Origin of the sequence: Exiguobacterium sp. s131 (genome assembly GCF_018617345.1) — a bacterium.
In the GTDB taxonomy this organism is placed as follows: Bacteria; Bacillota; Bacilli; order Exiguobacteriales; family Exiguobacteriaceae; genus Exiguobacterium; species Exiguobacterium profundum.
The window spans coordinates 1,470,674-1,494,534 of record NZ_JACSJX010000001.1 but is presented as its reverse complement, the minus strand read 5'-3'; the positions used below and the strand labels follow the sequence as shown (position 1 = coordinate 1,494,534).

Here is a 23,861-nt window from a genome sequence, read left to right as displayed (position 1 = left end):
GGTGAACTTCCTTGGAATATGTAATTGAAATGCTAAATATTCGAAAAGAGTTCGGTACGTTCGTTGCGAACGACAATATCACGCTCCAATTGCGTAAAGGAGAAATCCATGCACTTTTAGGAGAAAACGGGGCCGGGAAATCGACGCTCATGAACGTGTTGTTTGGTCTCTATCAGCCTGAAGGCGGAGAGATTCGCGTACACGGAAAGAAAGTGAATATTGAAAATCCGAACATCGCCAACGAACTTGGGATCGGAATGGTCCATCAACACTTTATGTTGGTTGAAAAATTCACGGTCACTGAAAATATCATTCTTGGTCTTGAGCCAAAGAGTGGCATCACAATCGATCGCGCCACTGCTCGGAAGAAGGTCATGGAGATTTCGGAGCAATACGGACTTAGAATTGATCCGGATGCGAAGATTGAAGATATTTCAGTCGGCATGCAACAACGTGTTGAAATCTTGAAGACGCTCTATCGTGGAGCAGATATTCTGATTTTTGATGAACCGACGGCAGTGTTGACACCACAAGAGATTCAAGAACTTATCCAAATTATGAAACGTCTGATTGCTGAAGGTAAGTCGATCATCTTGATTACGCACAAGCTGAAGGAAATCATGCAAGTTGCGGACCGCTGTACTGTCATTCGTCGTGGACGCTACATTGGAACGGTAGAGGTCGACGAGACGGTAAATGAAGACAGTTTAGCTGAAATGATGGTTGGTCGCGAAGTAAACTTTGATGCAGAATATTCGAAAGCCGATCCACAACAAGTCGTTCTGGACGTTCAAAACCTCGTCGTCAAAGATGGTCGCGGTTTGAAAGTCGTTGAAGGATTGGATTTACAGATTCGTGCTGGAGAAGTACTTGGAATTGCCGGGATTGACGGGAATGGTCAGACGGAGTTGATTGAAGCCATTTCAGGTTTGAAAAAGCCGGAGTCTGGTAAAGTGTTGCTCAACGGAAAAGATGTCACCGGACACACGCCGCGTAAGATGACCGAGGCAGGGATCGGACACATCCCGCAAGATCGTCATAAACACGGACTTGTTCTTGACTACTCGATTCGTGACAACATGGTACTTCAAACGTACTATAAAGAACCGTTCTCGAAACGAGGTCTCATGAACTATAAAGCTGTGGCTGAGAAGGCGAAGGCGTTGATTGAGAAGTTTGACGTCCGAACTCCATCAATTGATGTTCCAGCGCGTGCTCTCTCGGGAGGGAACCAACAGAAAGCAATCATTGCACGTGAAGTCGATCGCTCACCAGATTTACTCATCGCCGCTCAACCGACTCGTGGTCTTGACGTAGGTGCGATTGAATTTATTCACGAGCAGCTTATTAAAGAACGTGAAAAAGGACGCGCCGTCTTACTCATCTCGTTTGAACTTGATGAGATTTTACACGTATCCGACCGTATCGCTGTTCTCTACGAAGGAAAAATTGTAGGGATTCGTGATCCGAAAGAGACGACGGAGCAAGAGCTAGGCTTCTTGATGGCCGGCGGTAAGAGAGGGGACGAAACAGAATGAAAAAATTAAGTTTAAACCAACTTCTCATTCCATTCCTATCCATCATTTTAGGACTACTCGTCGGTGCTATCGTCATGTTGATTGGTGGATACGACCCGGTTCAAGGGTTTATCTCGTTATTTGAGGGCATGTTCGGTAGTCCGTATGCCGTCGGTGAAACATTGCGTGCTGCAGCCCCACTTATTTTCTCAGGTCTTGCGGTTGCGTTCGCCTTCCGTACAGGGCTATTCAACATCGGGGTAGAAGGACAAGTGTTAATTGGGTGGGTCGCAGCCGTCTATGTAGGAATTAACTTCGACTTGCCGATGTTTATCCATTTACCGCTCGCACTTCTAGCGGCAATGGTTGCAGCAGCAATTTGGGCGTTCGTTCCTGGGTTCTTGAAAGCGAAGTTTTATGTTCATGAAGTCATTACGTCTATCATGATGAACTATATTGCCTTATACACGACAAACGCGATTTTACGTAACGTCATCGGCGTAACGAATGAGCGTACGGAGTCAATCAACGATTCAGCGTCACTTGCTTCGCCATGGCTCCAAGAATTGACGACGTATTCACGTCTTCACTGGGGTGTGCTTGTCGCTGTGCTTGCAGCAATCGTGTACTACTACATCCTTCAACGTACGACACTCGGTTATGAGTTACGTGCCGTCGGGTTTAACAAACATGCGTCACAGTATGCAGGGATGAGCGTCAACCGTAACATCGTCCTATCGTTCGTCATCTCCGGTATGTTCGCTGGTCTCGCTGGAGCGATGGAAGGTCTTGGAACGTTCGGCAGTATGACCCTCTCGGCATCGTTCACTGGTGTCGGATTTGATGGGATTGCCGTCGCCCTACTCGGTGCGAACACCGCGATTGGGGTCATTCTAGCAGCGATTCTCTTCGCAGGGTTGAATATCGGCGGATTGGCGATGCAACTTGGTGCGAACGTACCGTCAGAGCTCGTCAAAGTTATCATCGCAGCCATCGTGATCTTTGTAGCGTCTGGATATGCGATTAACTATGCCATTGAAAAACTTAAAGGAAATCGTAAGAAAGGAGTGGAGAAAAAATGAACTTCTTAGAAGTCCTTTATATCGTCGTTCCGGTTGCGCTTGCCTATGCGACTCCACTCATTATCGCAGCACTTGGTGGAATCTTTAGTGAACGTTCTGGTGTCGTCAACATCGCCCTTGAAGGAATCATGGTCATCGGTGCCGCGACAGGAATCATCACGACGCTCACCTTGACTGATTTAGGTGTTGGAGCCTCTAGTCCATGGATTGCCTTACTTGTTGCCATGGTAGTCGGTGCATTGTTCTCCCTCTTCTTGGCTGTTCCTGCCATCCTTTGGCGTGCGGACCAGACGGTTCTCGGGGTGGCCATCAACATGCTCGCCATCGGTCTCGCCATCTTCGTCGTGCGTGTTCTTTACAACAAAGGACAGACGGACTTTATCGAGTACCGGATCGCAAAAGAGAATGTACCCTTCTTATCAGATATTCCCGTGTTAAAGATGTTCTTTATTAATGTTCAGTACACGTCGTTCGTTGCAATCGCCTTGGCGTTCGTCGTCTGGTTCGTCATCTTCAAGACACCGTTTGGACTTCGTCTTCGTTCGGTCGGTGAACATCCGATGGCCGCTGATACGATGGGAATCAACGTCACGAAAATGCGCTTCATGGGCGTCATGCTATCTGGTGCGTTTGGTGGTCTTGCCGGAGCGGTCTATGCTGTAACGGTCACTACGAACTTCAGTGGAACGACAATCGTTGGTCAAGGGTTCTTGGCGATTGCCGCAATGATTTTCGGTAAATGGAATCCGCTCGGTGCGCTTGGTGCCGGATTATTCTTTGGATTCGCTCAAGCCCTTTCGATTATCGGAAGCAACTTACCGGTCATCAACAACGTGCCGCAGCTCTTGCTCTTGATTGCGCCATACGCGCTCACGATTCTTGCTCTCGCTGGACTCGTTGGTCGTGCGGATGCGCCGAAGTCGGTCGGTATCCCATATATTAAAGGGAAACGTTAATTCGAGATAGGACATATGTCCATTTCATCCAGGTTGTTTGGTGCTTAAGCCAAACAACCTTTTTTGATATACTTGCCTAGAGATGTCATGATTAGACTAGGTTACATGCGAGAAACATAAAAAAAGACATATCGGTCAGAGGACCGATATGTCTTTCACGATTATTCGAATTTTAAAGCGTCTCCGTCGAACGACTCGTCCGCTACTTTGATCGAGTCTGTCGGACAACCCTCGAATGCATCCATCATGTCTTCGTATAACTCATCTGGGATTTCAACAGTACCTGTGTTGTCATCCATTAAGTTGAACGCAAGACCTTCATCATCATAATCGTAAATATCTGGTGCTGCCGCGCCGCAAGCTCCGCATGCGATACATGTATCTTTATCGACGATTGTAAATTTTGCCATGATAATAACCCTCCAAACGGTTCGTTTCTCTTAGAAATCATTCTACTGACTATGAGTAATTGTAGTCTACATACCCAATTATTTCAATGAGGAAACGAGCGTCTTTTTGGTAGGATAATGATTTTTTTAAGGAAGTGACGATTTGGTTCATTTAGCGGATGGAGTTCTACTGCTGGCCATTAAACGATTAAATGGAGAACGGAGTGAGCGAAGTCTTTACCATGTCCTGAATGGAAAGCGTTCGGCCACAACGCTACAGGACGCATTTTTTTACGAGTTGGAGCCTCTTTTTGGACAGTTTCCACAGACGGCTTATTCATACGAGTCTGTGCTAAAACAACTTGAAAAACGAGGATGGCTCGATCGTAAACGATTTAGATTGACAGAGGCGGGAGAACTACTAGCTTCACCTGAATCGGTTGAGCAACTATTCAAGCGGTTGGGCGGGGAGCGCCGTGATTATAACGCGACCACATGGAAACGCTTGAGTTTGTTCGTGCAGACGTTCATGTCAAAAGAACACGCCCGTACATTTTATCCTGTACAAGCCGATCGTTCAGCAGAGCAATGGGTCAAGCAGTTGTTACATCTTGATCGGGATTGGAAAGCGCTCATGCGAACGTTTCATCAAGAGATTGAACAAGCACTTGAACAAATTGGGGACCCGTATGCGACGGCCGTCGTCTATCGATTCACAGGAGCGTTTGAGACGGGTTTGACATATGAACAAATCGCTAGCCTGCTTCATGTTGATGCCGAAACGGCTCGTTTGTATTTTTTGGCCGGATGGAACGAACTGTTGATGATCTTGCCGGATGATGCCAAACTACGGGGGTTTACGTACGGCTTATCGACGGACCGGATGACTTATTCAGCACGTGAGTCATATGAATTGTTCTTAAAGGGGTACACGTTCCAACAGGTTCAAGCGAAACGGCGTTTACGTACGAGCACGATTGAAGACCATGTCGTCGAGATGGCGATGTATTTAGAAGTCTTCCCGCTCGAACAATTTGTACCGATGGAGGATGTGGTCACGATTGAAGAGTTGCGGCATCCGGATAGTTGGGCGTTGAAACCGGTATTTGAGAAAATGGGGCGTGTCAGTTATTTTCAAATTCGACTCGTCTTCGCTAGACTGAAACGAGGTGAGAGCTTTGTATGAAGCGACATTAAAACGAGTGTTCGGGTATGAATCGTTTCGTCCTGGGCAACACGACATCATACATGCCGTGATCGAAGGGCAGGATGTATTGGCCGTCATGCCGACGGGGGCGGGGAAATCGCTGACGTTCCAACTCCCTTCTTATATTAAAAATCAAGGGCTCACGGTGATTGTTTCGCCGTTACTCTCACTCATTGAGGACCAGATGCTTCATATACGAGAACGGGGAGAGCGTGGTGTCGCCCGTTTGACGTCGATGGAATCGGCTGAAGAGAAGCAGGACATCATCAGCCATTTGAAACGTTACCGTTTTTTATATCTTTCACCCGAACAATTGGCCGTTCCTTATGTGACGCGTGCTCTGGCGAATGTGAAAATTCAAATGCTCGTCATTGACGAGGCGCACTGTATCTCACAATGGGGGCATGAGTTCCGTCCTGAGTATGCGCGTTTAGGTGAGTTGCGAAAACAGATTGGGAGCCCCCAGTGTATGGCGGTCACGGCGACGGCGCCAGAAGGCGTGAAACAGGACATCATTGAAAAGCTGGCACTGTTCTCACCTGAACAATTCGTCCACTCTGCCAATCGTCCGGAAATACGATTGTTGGTTGAACGATTGGAGAAAGAGAAGAAACTTGAGCGATTAAAAGAGTTGATTCAAGAGATTCCAAAACCTGCAGTCGTTTACACGGCGACCCGTCGCGAAGCGGAGGCGTTAGCCTTTGAGCTAGAGGACGCTTTGTTTTACCACGGAGGCATGTCCACGGAAGACAGGCGACTCGTGCAGTCGCAGTTTTTACGGGACGAAGTGTCGGTCATGGTATGCACGAGTGCGTTCGGGATGGGTGTGAACAAAGACAATGTCCGTTCCGTCGTTCATTTCCAATTGCCGGCTACCGTCGAGGCATACATGCAGGAAATCGGGCGGGCAGGACGCGATGGTCATCCGGCGTTTGCAGTCCTCCTGTATGCGGACGGGGACGAACGCATTCAACAGTTTTTAATAGACGGTCAATATCCGAAAGATGAGGACATGAGATTAGCCTACTTTGAACGTGAGAATGGGACGTCACTTGCGCAACTACCAAGATTGTTACGGATGAACGAAGAAGACCCGAAGTTTCTCCTGCTGAAGCAATTGTTGACAGAACGTTCGCTTCAAGGAGCACTCGATTGGGTAAAAGAAAGAAAGCGAGATCGGTATCGTCAACTCGGGCAGATGATGGATTATGCCCTCATCCGGACATGCCGACGCGATTACTTGCTTCGTTATTTCTCCGAACAAACAGTCGATCAAGAAGAATGCTGTGATATTTGTGGGCCGATTCTGTTCCCGGATACAACACAAATCGTCCGAAAAAATGTGACAGAATGGAAAATTCGGTTGACGCAAATCTTTTCCTTTGAATAATATCATAGTAAAATGATAAAAAAGGTAAAGGAGGGCATACGTTGCGACATCGGAATCAGGCGGATTCTTTACGCGAGCAATTGGCGGACACGTTGCCGTCTCGAGCTGAGAGGCAAGAGGGCGAACGGAAGAGGAAGTTAAATGATAACTGGATGAAGCGCCCGTTGGCGATGACATTGACCTTCGCCATGCTAGCGATTATTCTCATTTTCATATATATCGGGCGACATGCCATATTTTAAGCGAGGTGCGAACAGAGTTCGCATCTTTTTTTATATTCAAAAAATTCTCGATTACACAATAAAAGGGGTAAACCTCTTGCATTGAGGATATACTTATATCATAAGAACGAGTAAGAGAGGAGGGCGGAAATGCCGAAATACTCCATTAAAACCGTGGCGACATTGACCGGCGTCAATCCGACGACCATTCGGGCTTGGGAACGTCGCTATCAGTTTATCGTACCGAGCCGAACGGAATCCGGTCACCGCCTATATTCAGATCAAGATGTCGAAAAAATCAAATGGGTCGTGGATAAGCAGAAAGAAGGGCTTTCTGTCTCACAAGCCATTCAACAGCTTCATCAAGCGCCTGAACCAGAACCGACAACGTCCAAACTATACGATGAAGAATTGAAAGACGGGCTGCTCCATGCGTTGCTCTCATTTGATGAACGGACAGCTCATGATTTGATCAATCGTGCGTTTAATACGTTCAGTTTTGAAAAAGTGACGAAGGATGTGATTGGGCCACTGCTCATGGAAATCGGTTCACGATGGGAGAATGGCTCGATTACGATTGCCCACGAGCATTTCGCCACGGCATTTTTACGAGCGCGACTTTCGACGCTGTCCCTTCAGATGCCAATGAACCCCTTCCTGCCACGTATCACTTGTGTCTGTGCACCTGGGGAGATGCATGAGATCGGATTATTGTTTGTCACGCTCTATTTGCGTCAACATGGATACGACGTCATCTTTTTGGGAGCGGGTTTCCCGAAAGAAGATTTGAGTAAAGCGTTACATGATATCGACACGTCTTGTCTCATCTTCGCATGTACGTTGACTGAGCATATTCCGAACTTGTTAGAGGCGATGGATTATATTCAAAATGAGCATCCTGACTTAAAAATTGGTACAGGTGGATATGCGGTCAGCCTGGAGAGAGAGCGATTCAATGGGTCATTTCTTGGCGACACTCCCGAAGAGTGGACAAAATGGTTATCAACTATTTGACACGGGATGAAAACGGGAGTAGCTTATTATTAGGATTGACTATTCACTGGAGGTTTTCGATTGAGATTTGAAAAACAAACAAAAGAACATCTTCGTGTATATGTGACTGCGAATGAGCTCTCGTTACGTGGAATCGCCATCGATACGATCGTGGGGGAAAACGGTCAGCAACTGTGGAAAGAACTTCTTGAAACAGCAGAAAGTGAGTACGGATTTTCACCGCAAGGAGCGGTTGATTTGAATGTGACAATGTTTCCTCGCGATGGACTCGTCATCGATGTTCAAAAAGGTGAAGCGATTGCTGAGCTCGATGTCGAACAGGTCGAGATTCGATTGACGATTGACGTGATCCATCATTTGATTTATCAGTTCGATGATATTGAAGATGTGATCAACGCCTCGATTCGTCTGTTCCCGCATATACATGAAACCGAGCAGGGTGGGACGCTTTATCATTACAACGGTCGTTACTATCTTCACTTCGTTGAGGTGCTTCCTTCGCAGGTAGAAGAACGACTCGCGGCCATTTTGTCCGAGTACGGCAAGACGACTACGGTCAGCCCGTACGTTATGATGGAATACGGAAAGACGATTCAAACTGAACAAGCCGTGAAAGAGCTGTACGATGCATTCGCATGAGTACGGCTTTTTTTACTTTTCTGTTCCTATTGTTTTTAGGGTGTCCGTGTTATGATTAGACTTGAATTTTCAGTAGCTAGTTGAAGGAGAGATTGGAATGAAAGTCGCTGTTTTATATGGTGGAGTGTCAGGAGAACGAGAGGTATCTCTCACAAGCGGGCAAGGGATGATAGAAGCGTTGACGGAACGTGGTCATGAGGTGACGGCCATTGACTTTCATCCGAAACGGGCGAACGAGCTGTTAACATTGGATGTCGACGTCGTCGTCAGTGCGTTGCACGGGAAGTATGGTGAAGATGGTCGTGTGCAATCGTTATTAGAAATGGCTGGAATTCCTTATACGGGATCAGGTGTCTTGGCATCTGCTCTGGCGATGGATAAAGCGAGAGCAAAAATCATCTTCGCGGCATCCGGTATCCGAGTCGCTCGTGACGTCTTAATCGAGTCACGAGAATCAATCGATGCAAAAGTCGCTGAGTGGGGAATGGAGTTCCCATGTGTCGTCAAACCAGCGCAAGAAGGATCATCGAATGGTCTGACGATTGCAATGGACGAAACGATGTTACGTGAAGGAATTGAAAAGGCGTTTGCTTGTGATTCAGCGGTACTTGTCGAGCAGTACATCAAAGGGAAAGAGCTGACAGTTCCCGTCATCGGGAACTTTGGGAAAGAAGAGGCTCTTCCTGTCATTGAAATCATTCCAAAAAATGAATTTTACGACTATGAATCGAAGTATACGGAAGGTGGTTCGATTCATGTCTGTCCGGCTGAAATCTCGGTCGAGCTGACATCGGAGGTTCAACAGGCGGCAGTCCTTGCACATCGCGCACTCGGTTGTTCAGGATATTCGCGCTCTGACTTCCTCGTTTCAGAAGAGGGAAAAGCCTACATTCTAGAGACGAATACTCTGCCGGGCATGACGCCACTTAGCCTGTTTCCGGATAGTGCCAAGACAGTCGGAATCTCGTACGCTGAGCTTTTGGAACGCTTTATCGAGCTCGCACTTGAGCGCGTAGCGAAGTAAGACATCTGGATTACGCCATCCATCAAGAAAACGCTTTCATTATTTTTGAAAAGCCCTTTCAAATTGAACGCGTATCAGCTATACTTTTAAACGAATACGAGGTTAATTCTTGGGGGAGAATTGACAATTTAGGGGAGGAAACCTTCATGATTACGGATCAAGAAAAAGGTCATCAAAAACGAAAAAACATCTTGGAATCGACACAAGAGGTAATTCACGAAGCTTTAGATAAACTCGGCTATCCAGATGAGATGTACGAGTTATTAAAAGAACCGCTTCGCATGCTGACCGTTCGGATCCCTGTTCGCATGGACGATGGCTCAACGAAGATCTTCACAGGCTATCGCGCTCAACATAATGATGCGGTCGGACCGACTAAAGGGGGAATTCGGTTCCACCCGAGCGTAACGGAGGTAGAAGTCAAAGCATTATCAGTATGGATGAGTCTAAAAGCAGGAATCGTAGACTTGCCTTACGGTGGTGGGAAAGGCGGAATCGTCTGTGACCCACGCGAGATGAGTTTCCGTGAAATCGAACGTTTGAGTCGCGGATATGTCCGTGCCATCAGTCAAATTGTTGGACCTACAAAAGATATCCCGGCTCCGGACGTGTTCACAAACTCACAAATCATGGCATGGATGATGGATGAATACAGTCGCATCGATGAATTCAACTCACCTGGATTCATCACAGGAAAACCGCTCGTTCTTGGCGGGTCGCATGGTCGTGAGACAGCGACGGCAAAAGGTGTGGCCATCATGATTCGTGAAGCGGCACTTCGTCGCGGAATCGAATTGAAAGGTGCGCGGGTCGTCGTTCAAGGATTCGGGAACGCGGGAAGTTTCCTTTCTAAATTCATGTACGATGCAGGGGCGAAAGTGATTGCGGTCAGTGACGCTTACGGAGCTATCCATGATGAGAATGGTCTCGATATCTCGTATTTGTTAGATCGTCGTGATTCATTCGGTACGATTTCGACATTATTTAAAAACACGATCTCGAACAAAGAAATGTTAGAGCTCGATTGTGATATTTTAGTCCCAGCTGCGATTGAGAATCAAATTACAGAAGACAATGCGGACGCGATTAAAGCATCGATTGTGGTCGAGGCAGCCAACGGTCCGACGACGAACGAAGCAACGAAAATCTTGACTGAACGTGGAATTCTCCTCGTGCCGGACGTGTTGGCGTCAAGTGGTGGGGTCACGGTTTCGTACTTCGAATGGGTACAAAACAACCAAGGTTACTATTGGACGGAAGAAGAAGTTGAGGAAAAACTTGAAAAAGTACTCGTTCACTCGTTCAATACGGTATACAATACATCTTCAGCCCGTAAAGTCGATATGCGTCTCGCCGCCTACATGGTCGGTGTACGCAAAATGGCGGAAGCCTCACGTTTCCGTGGCTGGGTCTAATTAAAAAAAGTTCGGTCAACTCAAGTTGACCGAACTTTTTTATACGTTAATGCGGTTCGCAATCGTATCGGCAATCGCCTTGCCGTGGAATCTACCGTTCTCAATGAAGATCTTGTTCGCATCGTTTCCGGCTGCGACCACGCCCGCAATGAAGAGGTGTTCGACATTTGTTTCAAACGTTTCTTCATCGTATGTCGGGACACCACTCTCTTCATCGATCAAAATGCCTGCACTCTCGAACAGATGGTGGTCGGGCTGATAACCGGTCATCGCGAAGACATGATCTGCATAGACATGCTTCTCTTCACCGTGTTGCCGGTAGTAGACGCCATCATCGGTGATGCGTTCGATTGTCGCCTCAAACTCCATTCGAACTTTCTCATGACGGACGAGTGAATCGAAGTTTGGAAGAACCCATGGTTTGACGGAAGGGCTATACGAATCGCCTCGATAGAGTACCGTCACAAAGGCACCAGCCTTTTCGAGTTCGATTGCCGCATCGACAGCGGAATTTTTCCCGCCGATGATCGTGACATGTTGTCGATAATAAGGATGTGCCTCGTTGAAATAGTGATGGACGTGCGGCAACGTTTCGCCAGGTACGTCAAGCAGACGAGGACGTCCATAATAGCCTGTTGCTAAAATCACATAGTCCGCTTCGCGAATGGTTTCGCCACGTCGTTCATGTCTTGATGTCACAACGAATCGGTCACTTTTTTTATCGACCGACTCGACAGTTTCAAACGGGTGGACGTTTAAACCGGTACGTGTGACGACTTCTCGATAATAGACGAGTGCATCTTGACGACGTGGCTTCAAATCCTTACATATGAACGGAATGTCTCCGATCTCGAGCAAGCTCGCGGACGAGAAGAACGTTTGATGCGTCGGATACCGATAGATGGCGTCGACGATATTTCCGCGCTCAATCACCGTACAAGAGACTCCGATCTTCTCCAGTTCGATGGCGGCCGAGAGACCGCATGGCCCGGCACCTACAATAATCGCTTGTTTGTTCACTGAATATCACCTCTTTGTCATTGTAGGGAAGGGGGCGCAGTTGCGCAAGGTTATTGCTGGAAGCTAAAGCTATGTTCCATGACTGACTGGGATGAGCCGGACTCGAGTTCGACGAGGAGTCGTAAACGAGCTTTTTGTGAATTCAATCCGTTTGAAAAAATCACACCCATCTCTTTCAGTTGTTTGCCACCCCCGTCGTAACCGTAAACATCTTGAACGATTCCGTTGAAGCAACGGCTGACAATCACGACGGGAATCTCTTTGACTAAATGTTCTAGTGCGGACAAGAGGGTCGGCGGAACGTTTCCTTGCCCTAACACTTCAAGGACGAGTCCGTCGTACCCAAGCGTGATTACAGATTCAAGTAAATCTGGTTCCATTCCTGCGACGACTTTCAACACGGCTACACGTTTTGAGATGGACGGAATCATTTTCGGTTGTCTCGTTGCTGGTTGACTATAGATGAGTACGTGGTCCTTTGTGACCATACCCACGTTCCCGAAGTGCACAGACTTGAATGTGTCGACTGAAGACGTGTGCGTTTTGGTCACGTTGAATGCCGAATGAATCTCACCGTTGAAAACGACAAGCACGCCTTTTCCACGAGCCGCTTCGCTTTTTGCGACGCGAAGCGCTGTAATCAAATTAAATTCTCCGTCCGAACCGACCTCGTTCGAGGACCGCATCGCTCCTGTCAACACGATTGGGACAGGCGCACCGAGCGTGATTTGTAAGAAGTAAGCCGTCTCTTCTAATGTATCGGTACCGTGCGTGATGACGACTCCGTCATACGTGTCTTGTGTCAGTTCACGTTGGATGAACTGTGCCAATTCAAGCATCTTCTCTGGAGTCATGTGAGGTGACGGGATATTTGAAAAGTGCTTTGTTGTAATGTGAGCGATATCCGTCGCTTTCGGAAGGGTGGCGTCGATTGGATTGACATCGCTCGGTTCGACGTGTCCTGTGCCGGATTGTGACATGGCGATAGTACCGCCGGTGTGAATCAGTAATAAATGATTCATAAGTGTCCTCCTAATTATTTTTATGAAGATTTCCATTTTCTAGGCGTTCTCTACTTTTTCTTTCAGACAATTCAGTGTATGCTAGGGAGAGAAAGGAGAGATGCATCATGATCGCAATCGCCTTGTCTGCGGTTGCACCTGGGCTCGCCCTTCTTTCCTACTTCTATCTACGCCATGAGTTGGAGGCGGAACCGCTCGGATATGTGATTCGTTCTTTCGTGGCCGGAGCCGTTCTCGTGTTCCCGATCATGTTTATCCAATATGCGTTCGTCGAAGAGGGAGTGCTTACTGGACCGTTTTGGCAGGCGTATGTCGCCACTGCCCTGCTTGAAGAGTTTTTTAAATGGTTTATGATTTATTATACAATATATATACATAAAGTCTTTGATGATTACTACGACGGGATTCTCTACGCGGTCGCCTGCTCATTAGGCTTTGCGACTTTAGAGAATTTTTTATACTTATGGGTGTACGATTCATTAGAAATTGCGATTTGGCGAGCGATCCTGCCTGTGAGCGGGCACGCTTTGTTCGCGGTCGTGATGGGATACTGCTTAGGACGAGCAAAGCATTCGATTCGAGAACGGCTCTGGCTGTTCATGGCAATCTTTTCTGCGACGGTCATCCACGGAACGTTTGATTTGATTTTGATACTCGAACCAAATCAAAAGCTTCCTGCCGTGCTTTATATCGTCATTTTATGGACCGTGGCACTTTTACTCGTGCGAGCGGCAAACTTGTCCAATCGTCGACAATTTAAATAAAGGGGAAGAATCAGTATGTTAAAAGAAGGTCAAGAACTGAGAATCGAAGTGGAAGGGCGTGCAGAGGGAAAAACGAAAATTGCAGCCATAACCGATCAAGTCGTATGGATTGAGTCGCCGAGTGACATGATGACGCTCAAAACATTTTTTTTACATGAAGAGGAGGCCATGCGGGTCTTTTTCTTCCAAGGAGACAATCAGCTGTTCGCATTCGACACGAAAGTCGTGAAGCGAATCAGCGATGCCCAAATGACATTACGCTATGCGTTCAATTTGCCAGACGAGAAAAAAATCAAACGGATTCAGCGTCGTGAATATTTACGTGTTCCAGAAATGATTGACGTGACCGTTCTTGCAACCGATGAGGAAAGTTTCGAATCGTTCGAAACAACATCTCTTGACATATCTGCTGGGGGGATGAAAATCATCGCCAACCGCGCTCCAATCGAAGTAGATGAGTCCCTGATTGTCGTGTTTCGAATTGAGGATGAGCATGGCTCGCCCCAGAACTTCCGTCTTAAGAGCCGTCTTGTGCGCATACATAAACAGGAAGTGAAAGAAGAACTGTCTCTGGCATTTGAAGATTTGACCCCTCGTGACCAAGAGACGATTTTACGATACTGCTTCCGTGTTCAGCTTGAAGCGCGAAAGCGGACAGGGTCTGTATTTTCTTCAAGATAAAAAACTGTTATGATGTTCTCGGGATTATTGACCGAGAGGAGGAGGGTATCGGGAACACTCGATACCCGTTTTGTATGAAAAAATCATTACAAATTGCTTTAGACGGACCGGCGGGTGCTGGGAAAAGTACGATTGCCAAGTCGCTTGCGAAACAATTAGGGTATGTGTACATCGATACAGGTGCAATCTATCGGGCGGTAACGTATCGCGCCTTGAACGAAGGGATTGCGCTCGAAGATGGACCAGCACTTGCTCAGATGATCGAGGACATGTCATTACGACTCGTCCCATCGGAAGAGGGACAACGCGTATTTGACGGGGAGGAAGAAGTGACGTCTGTCATTCGCTCGAGTGAAGTGACGAATAACGTCAGTTTCGTCGCACGTCAACCTGAAGTGCGTGATGCCTTGATGGACCTTCAACGTGATTTGGCTAAAGAAGGCGGTGTCGTCATGGACGGCCGCGATATCGGAACACATGTCTTGCCGAATGCCGATTTAAAAGTGTTTATGACCGCTTCGGTCGAAGAACGTGCCCGTCGTCGCCATGAAGAAAATGTCTCGAAAGGCATCCCGAGCGACTATGAACAACTGATCGAAGAGATTGCGCTACGTGACAAACGCGATTCTGAGCGTGAAGTGGCACCTCTCCGTCAAGCTGAAGATGCCCATTTCCTCGATACGACGACGTTGTCCATTGACGGAGTGGTTCAAGCAATTGAACGATTAATTGAAGAGGTGAACGCATGAGCAAGCCATTAAACAATGGACCGTTCGGCATGTATCGATTGGCGAGAGGCGTAGTGAACGTCATTCAACGCTTATCGTTTCAGGTCGAATTCATCGGTCGGGAGAATGTTCCGATGGACGGGTCGATCCTTGTCTGTTCGAACCATCAGTCAAATTGGGACCCGGTGCTGCTCGCATGTGCGATTCCAAAGCAGCGTCCGCTCCGATTTTTTGCGAAGAAAGAACTTTTTAGTGTCCCGGTACTGAAGCATATTTTGAAGCGTGCAGGTCAGATTCCAGTATCTCGTGGGGAAGGTGACCGACAAGCGCTTCGTGTCGTGCTTCAAAAGTTGAAAGAGGATGAAGTCATCTCTATCTTTCCGGAAGGAACGCGTTCAAAAGACGGTACGCTTGGAAAGGCGCAAGCCGGTGTCGGTTTTTTTGCGATGCGTTCGGATGCACACATTTTACCGATTGCCATCATTGGCAAGTATAAGTTTCGCGCGAAACTCCGTGTCGTTATCGGGAAGCCGATCGACTTGTCAGAATTGAAAGCACGCAAGGCGAGTGCGCAAGAAGCGGCCGACTTGATCATGGATACGATTTCCGAACTCTACTTGAAGCACTCGTTCACGAAGTGAAAAACGGATTGTGGAATTGAGGTTTAAACTTCTTTCAATAGAGGTACAATCTTCATAACGCCTTGACAAATTCTCGGAATTATAAGAGATTTATACTAGGTGTAAGCGCCTTTGGCGCTCCTTTTTGTACTCATCGTGAGGGGGTAGTGTTGGAATGGTCGAAGAAATGAAAGATATGCCTGATTTTGAAATTAATCGTGGTCAAATTGTGACCGGAACAGTCGTCAAAATCGAGGATAAGCAAGCGCTGATCGATATCGGTTATAAAACCGAAGCGATTTTGCCAATTAGCGAAGTATCAAGCATGCATCTAGACGATTTAAACGAATCACTCCAAGTGAACGACGAGATTCGTGTCAAAGTGAAAAAGGTCACGGACGAAGAAGTAGTCGTTTCGAAAAAAGACGTCGATGCCGAAGCAGCATGGGATCGCATCGTTGAAAAATTCGAATCAGGTGAAGTGTTTGAAGTGATGGTGAAAGATAAGGTCAAAGGTGGTCTTGTCGTCGATATTGGAATCCGTGGATTTATCCCTGCATCCCTTGTCGAAAGTCACTTCGTCGAAGACTTCGCGTCATACTTGAATAACCCAATTACCGTAAAAGTCGTCGAGATTGACCGCGAAAAAAATCGCGTCATCTTGTCACATAAAGCAGTTGTCGAAGAAGAGATGAGCGCGAAGAAATCAGAAACGCTCGAATCGCTTGAAGTCGGACAAGTAATCGAAGGAACAGTCCAACGATTAACTGATTTTGGGGCGTTCGTCGATATCGGTGGCGTGGACGGTCTCGTTCACATCTCGGAAATGGCACATAGCCGCGTCGAGAAGCCGAGCGACGTCGTAACTGAAGGCGACCGCGTGAAAGTGAAAGTGCTCGGGCTCGACTTAGATAATGAAAAAGTGAAACTTTCCATTAAAGAGACACAACCTGGTCCGTGGGAAACCATCGAAGGGAAGATCCAGCCGGGAGATGTCATCGAAGGAACTGTCAAACGTCTCGTGACGTTTGGTGCGTTCGTCGAAGTCGCACCACAAGTGGAAGGTCTGCTTCACATCTCGCAAATTGCGAACCGTCACATCGCGACGCCGTCTGAAGTCTTGTCAGAAGGCCAAGAAGTGAAGGTGAAGGTGCTAGATGTTCATCTCGATGATAAGAAAATCTCATTGTCGATGCGTGCGCTCGAATCATCTGAACCGACTCGTCAAGATGATGATCAAGCGTTACTTGATGAATATAGCGACCAAGGAGGATTCTCTGTCTCGGAATTGACAGGTGATGATTCTTCGGACGACTCTAAATAAGATGATCGTTCAAGCGGGAGTCATGCTCCCGCTTCTTTTTGTATGGTCACTTAATTTTGCCTGTGATATGATAGGTAAGTTGCGTTTCGAAATGATGAAATGATGAAATTTTGATAGAAAGTTAGTGAGGTGTTGTTATGGGAATTCCAGTAGTGGCCATCGTTGGCCGTCCGAATATCGGAAAATCCACAATTTTTAACCGTATCATCGGTGATCGTGTCTCAATCGTCGATGATAAACCGGGTGTCACACGTGACCGTATTTACGGAACAGGAGAGTGGCTCAACCGTAAGTTCCATTTAATCGATACAGGTGGGATCGAAGTAGGGGACGAGCCGTTGCTCGTTCAAATGCGTCATCAGGCGGAACTCGCCATCGATGAAGCAGACGTCATCATCTTCATGGTGAATGGACGTGAAGGGATCACGGCGGCTGATGAAGAGGTTGCGAACTTGTTGTTCCGTTCGAATAAACCGATCGTTCTTGCCGTCAACAAAGTCGATAACTTTGAAATGCGAGATCTCATGTATGAGTTTTATTCCCTCGGATTTGGAGATCCGTTCCCGATTTCGGGTACGCACGGGTTAGGACTCGGTGACTTGTTAGACCAAGTATTTGAACTCGCTCCAGAAAAAGACGAGTACGAATACAACGAAGACGTTATTCAGTTCTCATTGATCGGTCGCCCGAACGTAGGGAAATCAAGCTTGACGAACTCAATCCTCGGTGAAGAGCGTGTCATCGTTTCAAACATTGCAGGTACGACTCGCGATGCGATTGATACACCGTTCACACGTGATGGACAAGAGTACGTCATCATCGATACGGCAGGTATGCGTAAACGCGGAAAAGTATATGAATCGACAGAGCGTTATAGTGTCATGCGCGCACAAAAGGCGATTGAACGTTCGAACGTGGTTCTCGTCGTCCTCGACGGGGAAGAAGGAATCATCGAGCAGGACAAGCGTGTCGCAGGTCTCGCGCATGAAGCCGGGAAGGCGATTGTCATCGTCGTCAATAAATGGGATGCCGTCGAAAAAGATGATAAGACGATGAAGAAGATGGAAGAGAAGATTCGTCAAGAATTCTTATTCCTCGACTATGCGCCGGTTGTCTTCTTATCAGCGCTCACGTCAAAACGCTTGCAGACATTGTTGCCTGTCATCAAACAAGTGGCAGAAACACATCGCCGTCGTATCTCGACGAGCGTATTGAACGATGTCATCGTTGATGCAGTCGCGATGAACCCGACACCGACGGATAAAGGACAACGATTGAAGATCAACTACGCAACTCAAGTGGCCATCGAGCCGCCGACGTTCGTCTTGTTTGTCAACGATCCTGAGTTGTTGCATTTTTCGTATAAACGTTATTTAGAGAATCAAATCCGTAAAGCATTTGACTTCACCGGGACACCGATTCACATCGTGGCTCGTCAGAAAAACTAATAACGGGGGTGCCACTTATGGCAAACGTAGCTGTCATCGGAGCGGGGAGCTGGGGAACGGCCATCTCGCTCGTGTTAGCGGATAATGGCCATGATGTCCTGCTCTATGGACGTGAACAAGAACATGTGGATGAAATCAATTCGTCACATACGAACTCGTTTTATTTGAAAGACGCGCCATTACCTGAATCAATTCGTGCGACGACGAACTTGAAAGAAGCGTTAGATGGTCGAAGTATCGTCTTTCTCGTCGTCCCGAGTTCGGCGATTCGTCCTGTCTCAAAGGAATTGAACACATTGTTGACGGAACCTGTCACCATCGTTCATGCCGCAAAGGGGATCGAACCAAAAACGCATAAGCGCCTTTCAGAAATCATCGCCGAAGAAATCGATCCTTCTAAGCGTCGGGCAATCGGTGTATTAACTGGACCGACTCATGCTGAAGAGGTTGCGGTCCGTAAACCGACGACCATCACAATCGCATGTGCCGACCTTGATGTCGCGGATGAAGTGCAGGAGCTCCTCACAAACGATCAGTTCCGCGTGTACTTGAATTCTGATGTCGTAGGAGCCGAGTACGGTGGAGCACTGAAAAATATCATCGCCCTAGCGGCGGGTATGACGGATGGGCTTGGATATGGGGACAACGCGAAAGCTGCCCTCATGACTCGTGGGATTGTCGAAATTGCTCGACTTGGCGTGAAGCTTGGAGCGAACCCTGCCTCGTTCTCAGGATTGACAGGGATCGGAGACTTGATTGTGACGGCGACGTCACAACATAGCCGTAACTGGCGAGCTGGTAACGCCATCGGTCGTGGTGAAAAATTAGAAGACGTTCTCGGGAACATGGGAATGGTCGTCGAAGGCGTCCGTGCCTGTGAAGCAGCCCATTCCCTCGCCAAAGAAGCGGGTGTGGAGATGCCGATCACAGAGGCTCTCTATAACGTGTTGTTTGAAGGGAAGAGTCCTCATGATGAAGTGAAAAAATTGATGAGACGCCCGCAAAAACACGAGATGGAACAAGTTTTTCATTTTGAAGAATAGACAGATTGAGAGAGGAGCTGACGTTTTCGTTCAGTTCCTCGCTTTTTTTTGCTAAACTTGAAGTCTGGAGAACATAGAGAAAGTAGGGGGATAGACGTGACACCGTCACTCATCAAAATGTGGATATCATTCGCAGGGATCGGAGCTTTCGCCATCGCTGCATTAATGGTCGCACTCAGTCATACGAAACTGAGCGGTTGGTTCGCCACGCTCGTCAGACTGATTGCTTTCATCATTTTCTTATTTGGGACTGTAATTATGATTTTTGTCGTCGTCTCAGGACCGACTGGAGGATAAACGTGATGAAAAAAAAGATTGTCGCTATCAGTCTGGTTTTGACGACACTGTTAGCGGGATGTATGTTTCCTGAATCAGAGCGGGCCAACAATATCCCGTACGAAGATCAATTGAATACGGTACAAAGTGCGGTCAATGCCTATCGTGAGCAATCTGGGGTATTGCCAATCAAAACGAAACCAGCAGAAACGCCTCTCATGGAGCGTTACCCAGTTGAATTCGCTCGTCTCGTGCCTGGCTATTTAGCGGACCCACCGGCGAATAGTTTCGAAGGTGGCGGGTTGTTCCAATATATCCTCGTCGATGTCGAGACGGAACCGACCGTAAAGCTGATCGACTTGCGTGTGTCTGAGCGGTTGCAACAACTTCAAACGAATATCAACGCATTTCGGGCAAAAGAAGGCAAATTCCCATTTGACGGGTCATTAGGTAAGAATCAGTTCACGCTCGATTATGATAAAATCTTTGTCACAGAAGAGCCGTTCATTCCAAGTCCTTATTCGGATCGTGAACTTCCGATCTACGTGGATGGCACGGGACAACTGTTTGTAGACTATCGCGAAGATGTGAAGGAAGCGCTTCAAAAGACGGATGAGTCGCCAGAAATTGGCGAAGATATTCGTTATTTGCTCTATAAAGATGCTCCATTCGCCCCAGCTTATTCGCAAGGATACACAATTGATGAACGAGGAGAAGTCGTTTTTTTAAACAACTGAACCTGTTTTGATAGTGAATGTCGCGAAATCATGCAAAAAATGTTGTCATATCAACGTTTGTACGTTATGATTAATCCCGTAAACTCCCTGTGAGAGGAGGTGAATCGTGATGAACAAAACTGAATTGATCCAAGCTGTTACTGAGAAAGCCGATGTTTCTAAAAAAGAAGCAACGAAAATCGTTGAAGCTACGTTTGAATCAATCACTGAAGCACTCCAAAACGGTGAGAAAATTCAATTGATCGGTTTTGGTACTTTTGAAGTTCGTGAGCGTGCTGCCCGTAAAGGTCGTAACCCACGTACAAAAGAAGATATCGAAATCCCAGCGAGCAAAGTTCCTGCATTCAAAGCAGGTAAAGCGCTCAAAGATGCGGTCAAGTAATCTGCAATACATAAGTCGCCGAAAGGCGGCTTTTTTTGTTGGGTTTACGAGTTCGAATGACGTGAATGTGACAAAAATGTGCTATACTATGTCAGAATGACAATGAAGTGGACGAGGGGGGATAGCATGGAACAGTTGACAAATGAATTCGTTGTCACAGACCTTGCTCGTCAAATCGAAACACGTATGAATCATCCCTATTTGACGAAACATGAGGTTGTACCAGCCGTCGACATGTTATTGCTTCGTTGGATGGTCGAGATGATTGATTTGGAATCGATTGAGCATCGACAACTCGTGATGGCAACCTATTTCGCACATCAAGCGCTTGATTTACACGACCAAGTAAACAGCAGCCCGAACGGATCTTTGGCACGCCAATTAAAAGTGCTCGCCGGGGACTTTGCATCGGCTCAGTTTTATAAAATCTTGACGGACTTTCCATCATCATACAGTGATCGATTCGGTCAGTCTGTACAGCGGGTCAATGCGGCGAAGTGCACCTTATTGCTTGAGAAGAACGTTTCAATGAACGTTTGGCTCGAAGCGAACGTCGGATTGATTCAAACACTTTCCGAACTGATTGAACAACCTTATTTGACAACGAGCGGGAAACGAATGATTGAAAAGAAAGCGACAGCGCTTAGACAAGACCAAAAGGAGCAACTTACGACGTTGCTCGCGCATGCGGTCGCTTAGAACGGAAAGGATGTTACGCGTTGCAACCGATAGAAAAAGAGCAAAAAGTATACGAAGTATTTCAGTCCATTTCTCCGAGCTACGATACGATGAACTCGATTATCAGCTTCCGACTTCATAAATGGTGGCGACGGACAACGATGAAAAAAATGAACGTCTTTCCGGGGGCTAAATGTTTAGACGTTTGTTGCGGGACTGCTGACTGGACGATTCAATTAGCGGATGCTGCCGGAAACACGGGAGTTGTGAAAGGACTCGATTTTTCAGAGAACATGCTAAAAGTGGGAGAGGAAAAGGTCAAATCTTGGCCGAACATCGAATTGCTTCATGGAAATGCGATGGCTCTTCCGTTTGGTGACAACTCCTTTGACTATGTCACAATCGGATTTGGACTCCGAAACGTTCCGGACTATATGACGGTCTTGCGTGAAATGCACCGTGTCTTGAAACCAGGTGGAACGGTTGTTTGTCTCGAGACGAGCCAACCGACAGCACCGCTTTTTAAAGAGTTGTACCGTTTTTACTTTGGAACGGTCATGCCGCTTTTTGGAAAGGTCTTTGCCGGTTCATACGATCAGTATAAGTGGTTGCAGGAGTCGACCGATCAGTTCCCAGATCGTTTGACTCTCAAGCGGATGTTCGAAGATGCCGGGTTTGAACAAGTCGAAGTGAAGACATTCTCCGGAGGTGCATGTGCCATGCATCTAGGAAAGAAGTGGTGAACCATGTCTTTGAAGCGACTTTATCGTCATATGAACCGAGAGATTGATCAAATCGATCAATTCTTATCTACTCGAGTCAGGACGGACCACCCTGTCATTGAATCGGCATCGCGCCAATTACTCGATGCCGGTGGCAAGCGCATCCGACCCGCCTTCGTCTTACTGAGCGCCGGGTTTGGTGAGACAAAAGATATCCGTTTGACGAAAGTTGCCTCAAGTCTTGAGTTGATTCATATGGCATCACTCGTCCATGACGATGTCATCGATGACGCGATGCTCCGTCGTGGCAAACCAACCGTGATGGAACGATATGATGAAACAGTAGCGATGTATACAGGGAATACGTTATTCGGAGAAGCGATTCGTCTCGTATCCGAAATTGATTCACCAGAAGTGATGCGCATCATGGCAGATACGATGGAACGAATCTGTGTCGGTGAAATCAATCAAATCCAAGATCAATTTGAGTGGGCGCAATCACCGAAGCGCTATTTAGATCGGATTGCGCGAAAGACCGCTCTGTTGATTGAAACGAGTTGTGCGGCAGGAGCTGTCATCTCTGGAGCGTCTCCACAAATCGTGAGGCAATTAAGTCTGTTTGGATATGACATCGGTATGGCTTTTCAAATGACAGATGACTTGCTTGATTTTACCGCTAAGAGTTTTCAGCTCGGTAAACCGGTCGGGGAAGATTTGAAGCACGGTCATAAAACGTTACCGCTCCTATATTCATCTGAGGATTCCGATTTTTATGAACGCCTCCGTCAAGTGAACGCCTCGACGGATACGGAAGTGACGAAATCTCTCGTCCGGGAAGTGCAACGAAACGGAACGTTAGAACGCAGTCAGCGGACGATTGATCGTTACGTCAACCGTGCCATCCGCCGACTAGACGGGTTGCCGGATGTTCCAGACAAGCGGTCGTTAATTGAAATTGCGCAATATATTGGGAAACGCAAATGGTAAAGGCCCCATGTAACCCCTTTCAAAAATGTGTTGGACCGTGTACACTAAATACGTACAACGTACACATTTATAGACTTAGGGGGATTTGGGGAATGGAAAAGACATTTTTAATGGTTAAACCTGATGGGGTAAAACGTGGATTGATTGGGCAAATCATCTCACGCTTCGAAAACAAAGGATATACGTTGAACCGTCTCGAAATGGTGACACCGTCAGTTGAGGTCGCAGAGGCACACTACGCAGAGCATAAAGAAAAGCCGTTCTTTGGTGAATTGGTCGAGTTTTTGACTTCTGGTCCTGTCGTTGCGATGGAATGGGAAGGGGAAGACATCGTGGCCGTCTCTCGTTTAATGATCGGGAAGACGAAACCGGTGGATGCTCAACCAGGAACCATTCGCGGTGATTTTGCATCGACGATGTCACAAAACGTGATTCATGGTTCTGATAGTGTGGATAGCGCGGAACGTGAACTCTCACTTTGGTTCGCTGAAGTGGCTTCACACGTTTCATGACTTTTCGAGGGACGGGGAAACCTGTCCCTTTTTGATTCCCTTTGAATCGCCTGAGGTCACAAG

Annotated in this window: 27 protein-coding genes and 1 pseudogene; 25 read left to right on the top strand and 3 right to left on the bottom strand. The window is 47.2% G+C overall.

Annotated features, from left to right (window positions below; genetic code table 11):
* Window positions 1-11 precede the first annotated feature (11 nt).
* Genes KNO69_RS07765 through KNO69_RS07755 form a run of 3 tightly spaced genes read left to right on the top strand, consistent with a single transcriptional unit; the run spans window position 12 to window position 3,555 of the window.
* Window positions 12-1,538: an ABC transporter ATP-binding protein gene (locus tag KNO69_RS07765; RefSeq protein WP_214691044.1), complete on the top strand. Its 1,527-nt coding sequence runs from the start codon at window positions 12-14 to the stop codon at window positions 1,536-1,538.
* The gene (locus KNO69_RS07760; protein ID WP_214817234.1) at window positions 1,535-2,599 is read left to right on the top strand and encodes an ABC transporter permease; all 1,065 of its coding nucleotides are present in this window, start codon (window positions 1,535-1,537) and stop codon (window positions 2,597-2,599) included. Before KNO69_RS07765 ends, KNO69_RS07760 begins: the two co-directional genes overlap by 4 nt.
* Window positions 2,596-3,555 (top strand): ABC transporter permease, encoded by a 960-nt coding sequence (locus KNO69_RS07755; protein WP_015881445.1) that lies wholly within the window; start codon window positions 2,596-2,598, stop codon window positions 3,553-3,555. The genes KNO69_RS07760 and KNO69_RS07755 overlap by 4 nt, the downstream gene beginning before the upstream one ends.
* A gap of 161 nt (window positions 3,556-3,716) precedes the next feature.
* Here the strand turns inward: KNO69_RS07755 and KNO69_RS07750 are convergent, their stop codons facing one another.
* Entirely contained in the window at window positions 3,717-3,965 is a 249-nt protein-coding gene (locus tag KNO69_RS07750; protein ID WP_015881446.1) for a ferredoxin, read from the bottom strand.
* Between the two features lie 142 nt (window positions 3,966-4,107).
* Here KNO69_RS07750 and KNO69_RS07745 point away from each other — a divergent pair, with 142 nt between their 5' ends.
* The 8 genes and pseudogenes from KNO69_RS07745 to KNO69_RS07715 all read left to right on the top strand — a co-directional run bounded on the left by KNO69_RS07745 (window position 4,108) and on the right by KNO69_RS07715 (window position 10,854).
* Entirely contained in the window at window positions 4,108-5,130 is a 1,023-nt protein-coding gene (locus tag KNO69_RS07745; RefSeq protein WP_214817232.1) for a YpbB family protein, read from the top strand.
* Window positions 5,114-6,076, top strand: a pseudogene (locus KNO69_RS07740) (RecQ family ATP-dependent DNA helicase); the annotation flags it as partial. The gene KNO69_RS07745 and the pseudogene KNO69_RS07740, both read left to right, overlap by 17 nt.
* Window positions 6,077-6,163: 87 nt before the next feature.
* Window positions 6,164-6,541 carry a RecQ family zinc-binding domain-containing protein gene (locus KNO69_RS15485; protein WP_483297359.1) on the top strand — a complete coding sequence of 126 codons (378 nt, stop codon included), beginning with the start codon at window positions 6,164-6,166 and terminating at the stop codon, window positions 6,539-6,541.
* A 41-nt stretch (window positions 6,542-6,582) separates the two neighbouring features.
* Entirely contained in the window at window positions 6,583-6,783 is a 201-nt protein-coding gene (locus KNO69_RS07735; protein ID WP_015881449.1) for a hypothetical protein, read from the top strand.
* 129 nt (window positions 6,784-6,912) lie between these two features.
* Window positions 6,913-7,776 carry a MerR family transcriptional regulator gene (locus tag KNO69_RS07730; RefSeq protein WP_214817228.1) on the top strand — a complete coding sequence of 288 codons (864 nt, stop codon included), beginning with the start codon at window positions 6,913-6,915 and terminating at the stop codon, window positions 7,774-7,776.
* 60 nt (window positions 7,777-7,836) lie between these two features.
* Window positions 7,837-8,415, top strand: coding sequence for an adaptor protein MecA (locus tag KNO69_RS07725; protein WP_015881451.1), 579 nt, complete (start codon window positions 7,837-7,839; stop codon window positions 8,413-8,415).
* Between the two features lie 97 nt (window positions 8,416-8,512).
* On the top strand, window positions 8,513-9,439 hold the full coding sequence (locus KNO69_RS07720) for a D-alanine--D-alanine ligase (RefSeq protein WP_214817226.1): 927 nt from the start codon (window positions 8,513-8,515) through the stop codon (window positions 9,437-9,439).
* A gap of 146 nt (window positions 9,440-9,585) precedes the next feature.
* Window positions 9,586-10,854, top strand: coding sequence for a Glu/Leu/Phe/Val family dehydrogenase (locus tag KNO69_RS07715; RefSeq protein ID WP_214817224.1), 1,269 nt, complete (start codon window positions 9,586-9,588; stop codon window positions 10,852-10,854).
* Between the two features lie 39 nt (window positions 10,855-10,893).
* On the opposite strand, the gene KNO69_RS07710 is transcribed toward KNO69_RS07715, so the two are convergent.
* Both KNO69_RS07710 and KNO69_RS07705 read right to left on the bottom strand, forming a co-directional pair.
* Window positions 10,894-11,874: a YpdA family putative bacillithiol disulfide reductase gene (locus KNO69_RS07710; RefSeq protein WP_214817221.1), complete on the bottom strand. Its 981-nt coding sequence runs from the start codon at window positions 11,872-11,874 to the stop codon at window positions 10,894-10,896.
* Between the two features lie 50 nt (window positions 11,875-11,924).
* The gene (locus KNO69_RS07705) at window positions 11,925-12,896 is read right to left on the bottom strand and encodes an asparaginase (protein WP_159562121.1); all 972 of its coding nucleotides are present in this window, start codon (window positions 12,894-12,896) and stop codon (window positions 11,925-11,927) included.
* A 107-nt stretch (window positions 12,897-13,003) separates the two neighbouring features.
* Between KNO69_RS07705 and prsW the strand changes: the two genes are divergently transcribed.
* The 14 genes from prsW to ndk all read left to right on the top strand — a co-directional run bounded on the left by prsW (window position 13,004) and on the right by ndk (window position 23,798).
* Window positions 13,004-13,660 carry a glutamic-type intramembrane protease PrsW gene (prsW, locus tag KNO69_RS07700; protein ID WP_074037196.1) on the top strand — a complete coding sequence of 219 codons (657 nt, stop codon included), beginning with the start codon at window positions 13,004-13,006 and terminating at the stop codon, window positions 13,658-13,660.
* A gap of 15 nt (window positions 13,661-13,675) precedes the next feature.
* A complete protein-coding gene (locus KNO69_RS07695; RefSeq protein WP_074037195.1) occupies window positions 13,676-14,341 on the top strand; it encodes a flagellar brake protein in 666 nt (221 codons plus the stop codon).
* 74 nt (window positions 14,342-14,415) lie between these two features.
* Window positions 14,416-15,090, top strand: coding sequence for a (d)CMP kinase (gene cmk / locus KNO69_RS07690; protein WP_214817218.1), 675 nt, complete (start codon window positions 14,416-14,418; stop codon window positions 15,088-15,090).
* Window positions 15,087-15,710, top strand: a complete 624-nt coding sequence (locus tag KNO69_RS07685) for a lysophospholipid acyltransferase family protein (protein WP_214817215.1) — start codon at window positions 15,087-15,089, stop codon at window positions 15,708-15,710. Before cmk ends, KNO69_RS07685 begins: the two co-directional genes overlap by 4 nt.
* A gap of 154 nt (window positions 15,711-15,864) precedes the next feature.
* The gene (rpsA, locus tag KNO69_RS07680; RefSeq protein ID WP_214817212.1) at window positions 15,865-17,013 is read left to right on the top strand and encodes a 30S ribosomal protein S1; all 1,149 of its coding nucleotides are present in this window, start codon (window positions 15,865-15,867) and stop codon (window positions 17,011-17,013) included.
* A gap of 137 nt (window positions 17,014-17,150) precedes the next feature.
* Window positions 17,151-18,461: a ribosome biogenesis GTPase Der gene (der, locus tag KNO69_RS07675; RefSeq protein ID WP_015881461.1), complete on the top strand. Its 1,311-nt coding sequence runs from the start codon at window positions 17,151-17,153 to the stop codon at window positions 18,459-18,461.
* Between the two features lie 17 nt (window positions 18,462-18,478).
* The gene (locus KNO69_RS07670) at window positions 18,479-19,504 is read left to right on the top strand and encodes an NAD(P)H-dependent glycerol-3-phosphate dehydrogenase (protein WP_196430566.1); all 1,026 of its coding nucleotides are present in this window, start codon (window positions 18,479-18,481) and stop codon (window positions 19,502-19,504) included.
* 96 nt (window positions 19,505-19,600) lie between these two features.
* A complete protein-coding gene (locus KNO69_RS07665) occupies window positions 19,601-19,801 on the top strand; it encodes a DUF2768 domain-containing protein (RefSeq protein ID WP_015881463.1) in 201 nt (66 codons plus the stop codon).
* Between the two features lie 5 nt (window positions 19,802-19,806).
* Window positions 19,807-20,517, top strand: coding sequence for a hypothetical protein (locus KNO69_RS07660; RefSeq protein ID WP_196430567.1), 711 nt, complete (start codon window positions 19,807-19,809; stop codon window positions 20,515-20,517).
* Between the two features lie 109 nt (window positions 20,518-20,626).
* A complete protein-coding gene (locus KNO69_RS07655) occupies window positions 20,627-20,899 on the top strand; it encodes an HU family DNA-binding protein (protein ID WP_015881465.1) in 273 nt (90 codons plus the stop codon).
* A gap of 126 nt (window positions 20,900-21,025) precedes the next feature.
* Window positions 21,026-21,598, top strand: coding sequence for a heptaprenyl diphosphate synthase component 1 (locus KNO69_RS07650; RefSeq protein WP_015881466.1), 573 nt, complete (start codon window positions 21,026-21,028; stop codon window positions 21,596-21,598).
* Window positions 21,599-21,618: 20 nt separating this feature from the next.
* Window positions 21,619-22,320 (top strand): demethylmenaquinone methyltransferase, encoded by a 702-nt coding sequence (locus tag KNO69_RS07645; RefSeq protein WP_015881467.1) that lies wholly within the window; start codon window positions 21,619-21,621, stop codon window positions 22,318-22,320.
* Between the two features lie 3 nt (window positions 22,321-22,323).
* A complete protein-coding gene (locus tag KNO69_RS07640) occupies window positions 22,324-23,286 on the top strand; it encodes a polyprenyl synthetase family protein (RefSeq protein WP_214817209.1) in 963 nt (320 codons plus the stop codon).
* Window positions 23,287-23,378: 92 nt separating this feature from the next.
* Window positions 23,379-23,798 carry a nucleoside-diphosphate kinase gene (gene ndk, locus KNO69_RS07635; protein ID WP_214817206.1) on the top strand — a complete coding sequence of 140 codons (420 nt, stop codon included), beginning with the start codon at window positions 23,379-23,381 and terminating at the stop codon, window positions 23,796-23,798.
* Window positions 23,799-23,861 lie beyond the last annotated feature (63 nt).

Coding starts and splice junctions, on each gene's coding strand:
- KNO69_RS07760 (WP_214817234.1), top strand. CDS start 1,535: ATGAAAAAATTAAGTTTAAACCAACTTCTCATTCCATTCCTATCCATC.
- KNO69_RS07755 (WP_015881445.1), top strand. CDS start 2,596: ATGAACTTCTTAGAAGTCCTTTATATCGTCGTTCCGGTTGCGCTTGCC.
- KNO69_RS07750 (WP_015881446.1), bottom strand. CDS start 3,965: ATGGCAAAATTTACAATCGTCGATAAAGATACATGTATCGCATGCGGA.
- KNO69_RS15485 (WP_483297359.1), top strand. CDS start 6,164: ATGAGATTAGCCTACTTTGAACGTGAGAATGGGACGTCACTTGCGCAA.
- KNO69_RS07730 (WP_214817228.1), top strand. CDS start 6,913: ATGCCGAAATACTCCATTAAAACCGTGGCGACATTGACCGGCGTCAAT.
- KNO69_RS07720 (WP_214817226.1), top strand. CDS start 8,513: ATGAAAGTCGCTGTTTTATATGGTGGAGTGTCAGGAGAACGAGAGGTA.
- KNO69_RS07715 (WP_214817224.1), top strand. CDS start 9,586: ATGATTACGGATCAAGAAAAAGGTCATCAAAAACGAAAAAACATCTTG.
- KNO69_RS07705 (WP_159562121.1), bottom strand. CDS start 12,896: ATGAATCATTTATTACTGATTCACACCGGCGGTACTATCGCCATGTCA.
- prsW (WP_074037196.1), top strand. CDS start 13,004: ATGATCGCAATCGCCTTGTCTGCGGTTGCACCTGGGCTCGCCCTTCTT.
- KNO69_RS07695 (WP_074037195.1), top strand. CDS start 13,676: ATGTTAAAAGAAGGTCAAGAACTGAGAATCGAAGTGGAAGGGCGTGCA.
- cmk (WP_214817218.1), top strand. CDS start 14,416: ATGAAAAAATCATTACAAATTGCTTTAGACGGACCGGCGGGTGCTGGG.
- KNO69_RS07685 (WP_214817215.1), top strand. CDS start 15,087: ATGAGCAAGCCATTAAACAATGGACCGTTCGGCATGTATCGATTGGCG.
- rpsA (WP_214817212.1), top strand. CDS start 15,865: ATGGTCGAAGAAATGAAAGATATGCCTGATTTTGAAATTAATCGTGGT.
- der (WP_015881461.1), top strand. CDS start 17,151: ATGGGAATTCCAGTAGTGGCCATCGTTGGCCGTCCGAATATCGGAAAA.
- KNO69_RS07670 (WP_196430566.1), top strand. CDS start 18,479: ATGGCAAACGTAGCTGTCATCGGAGCGGGGAGCTGGGGAACGGCCATC.
- KNO69_RS07660 (WP_196430567.1), top strand. CDS start 19,807: ATGAAAAAAAAGATTGTCGCTATCAGTCTGGTTTTGACGACACTGTTA.
- KNO69_RS07655 (WP_015881465.1), top strand. CDS start 20,627: ATGAACAAAACTGAATTGATCCAAGCTGTTACTGAGAAAGCCGATGTT.
- KNO69_RS07650 (WP_015881466.1), top strand. CDS start 21,026: ATGGAACAGTTGACAAATGAATTCGTTGTCACAGACCTTGCTCGTCAA.
- KNO69_RS07640 (WP_214817209.1), top strand. CDS start 22,324: ATGTCTTTGAAGCGACTTTATCGTCATATGAACCGAGAGATTGATCAA.
- ndk (WP_214817206.1), top strand. CDS start 23,379: ATGGAAAAGACATTTTTAATGGTTAAACCTGATGGGGTAAAACGTGGA.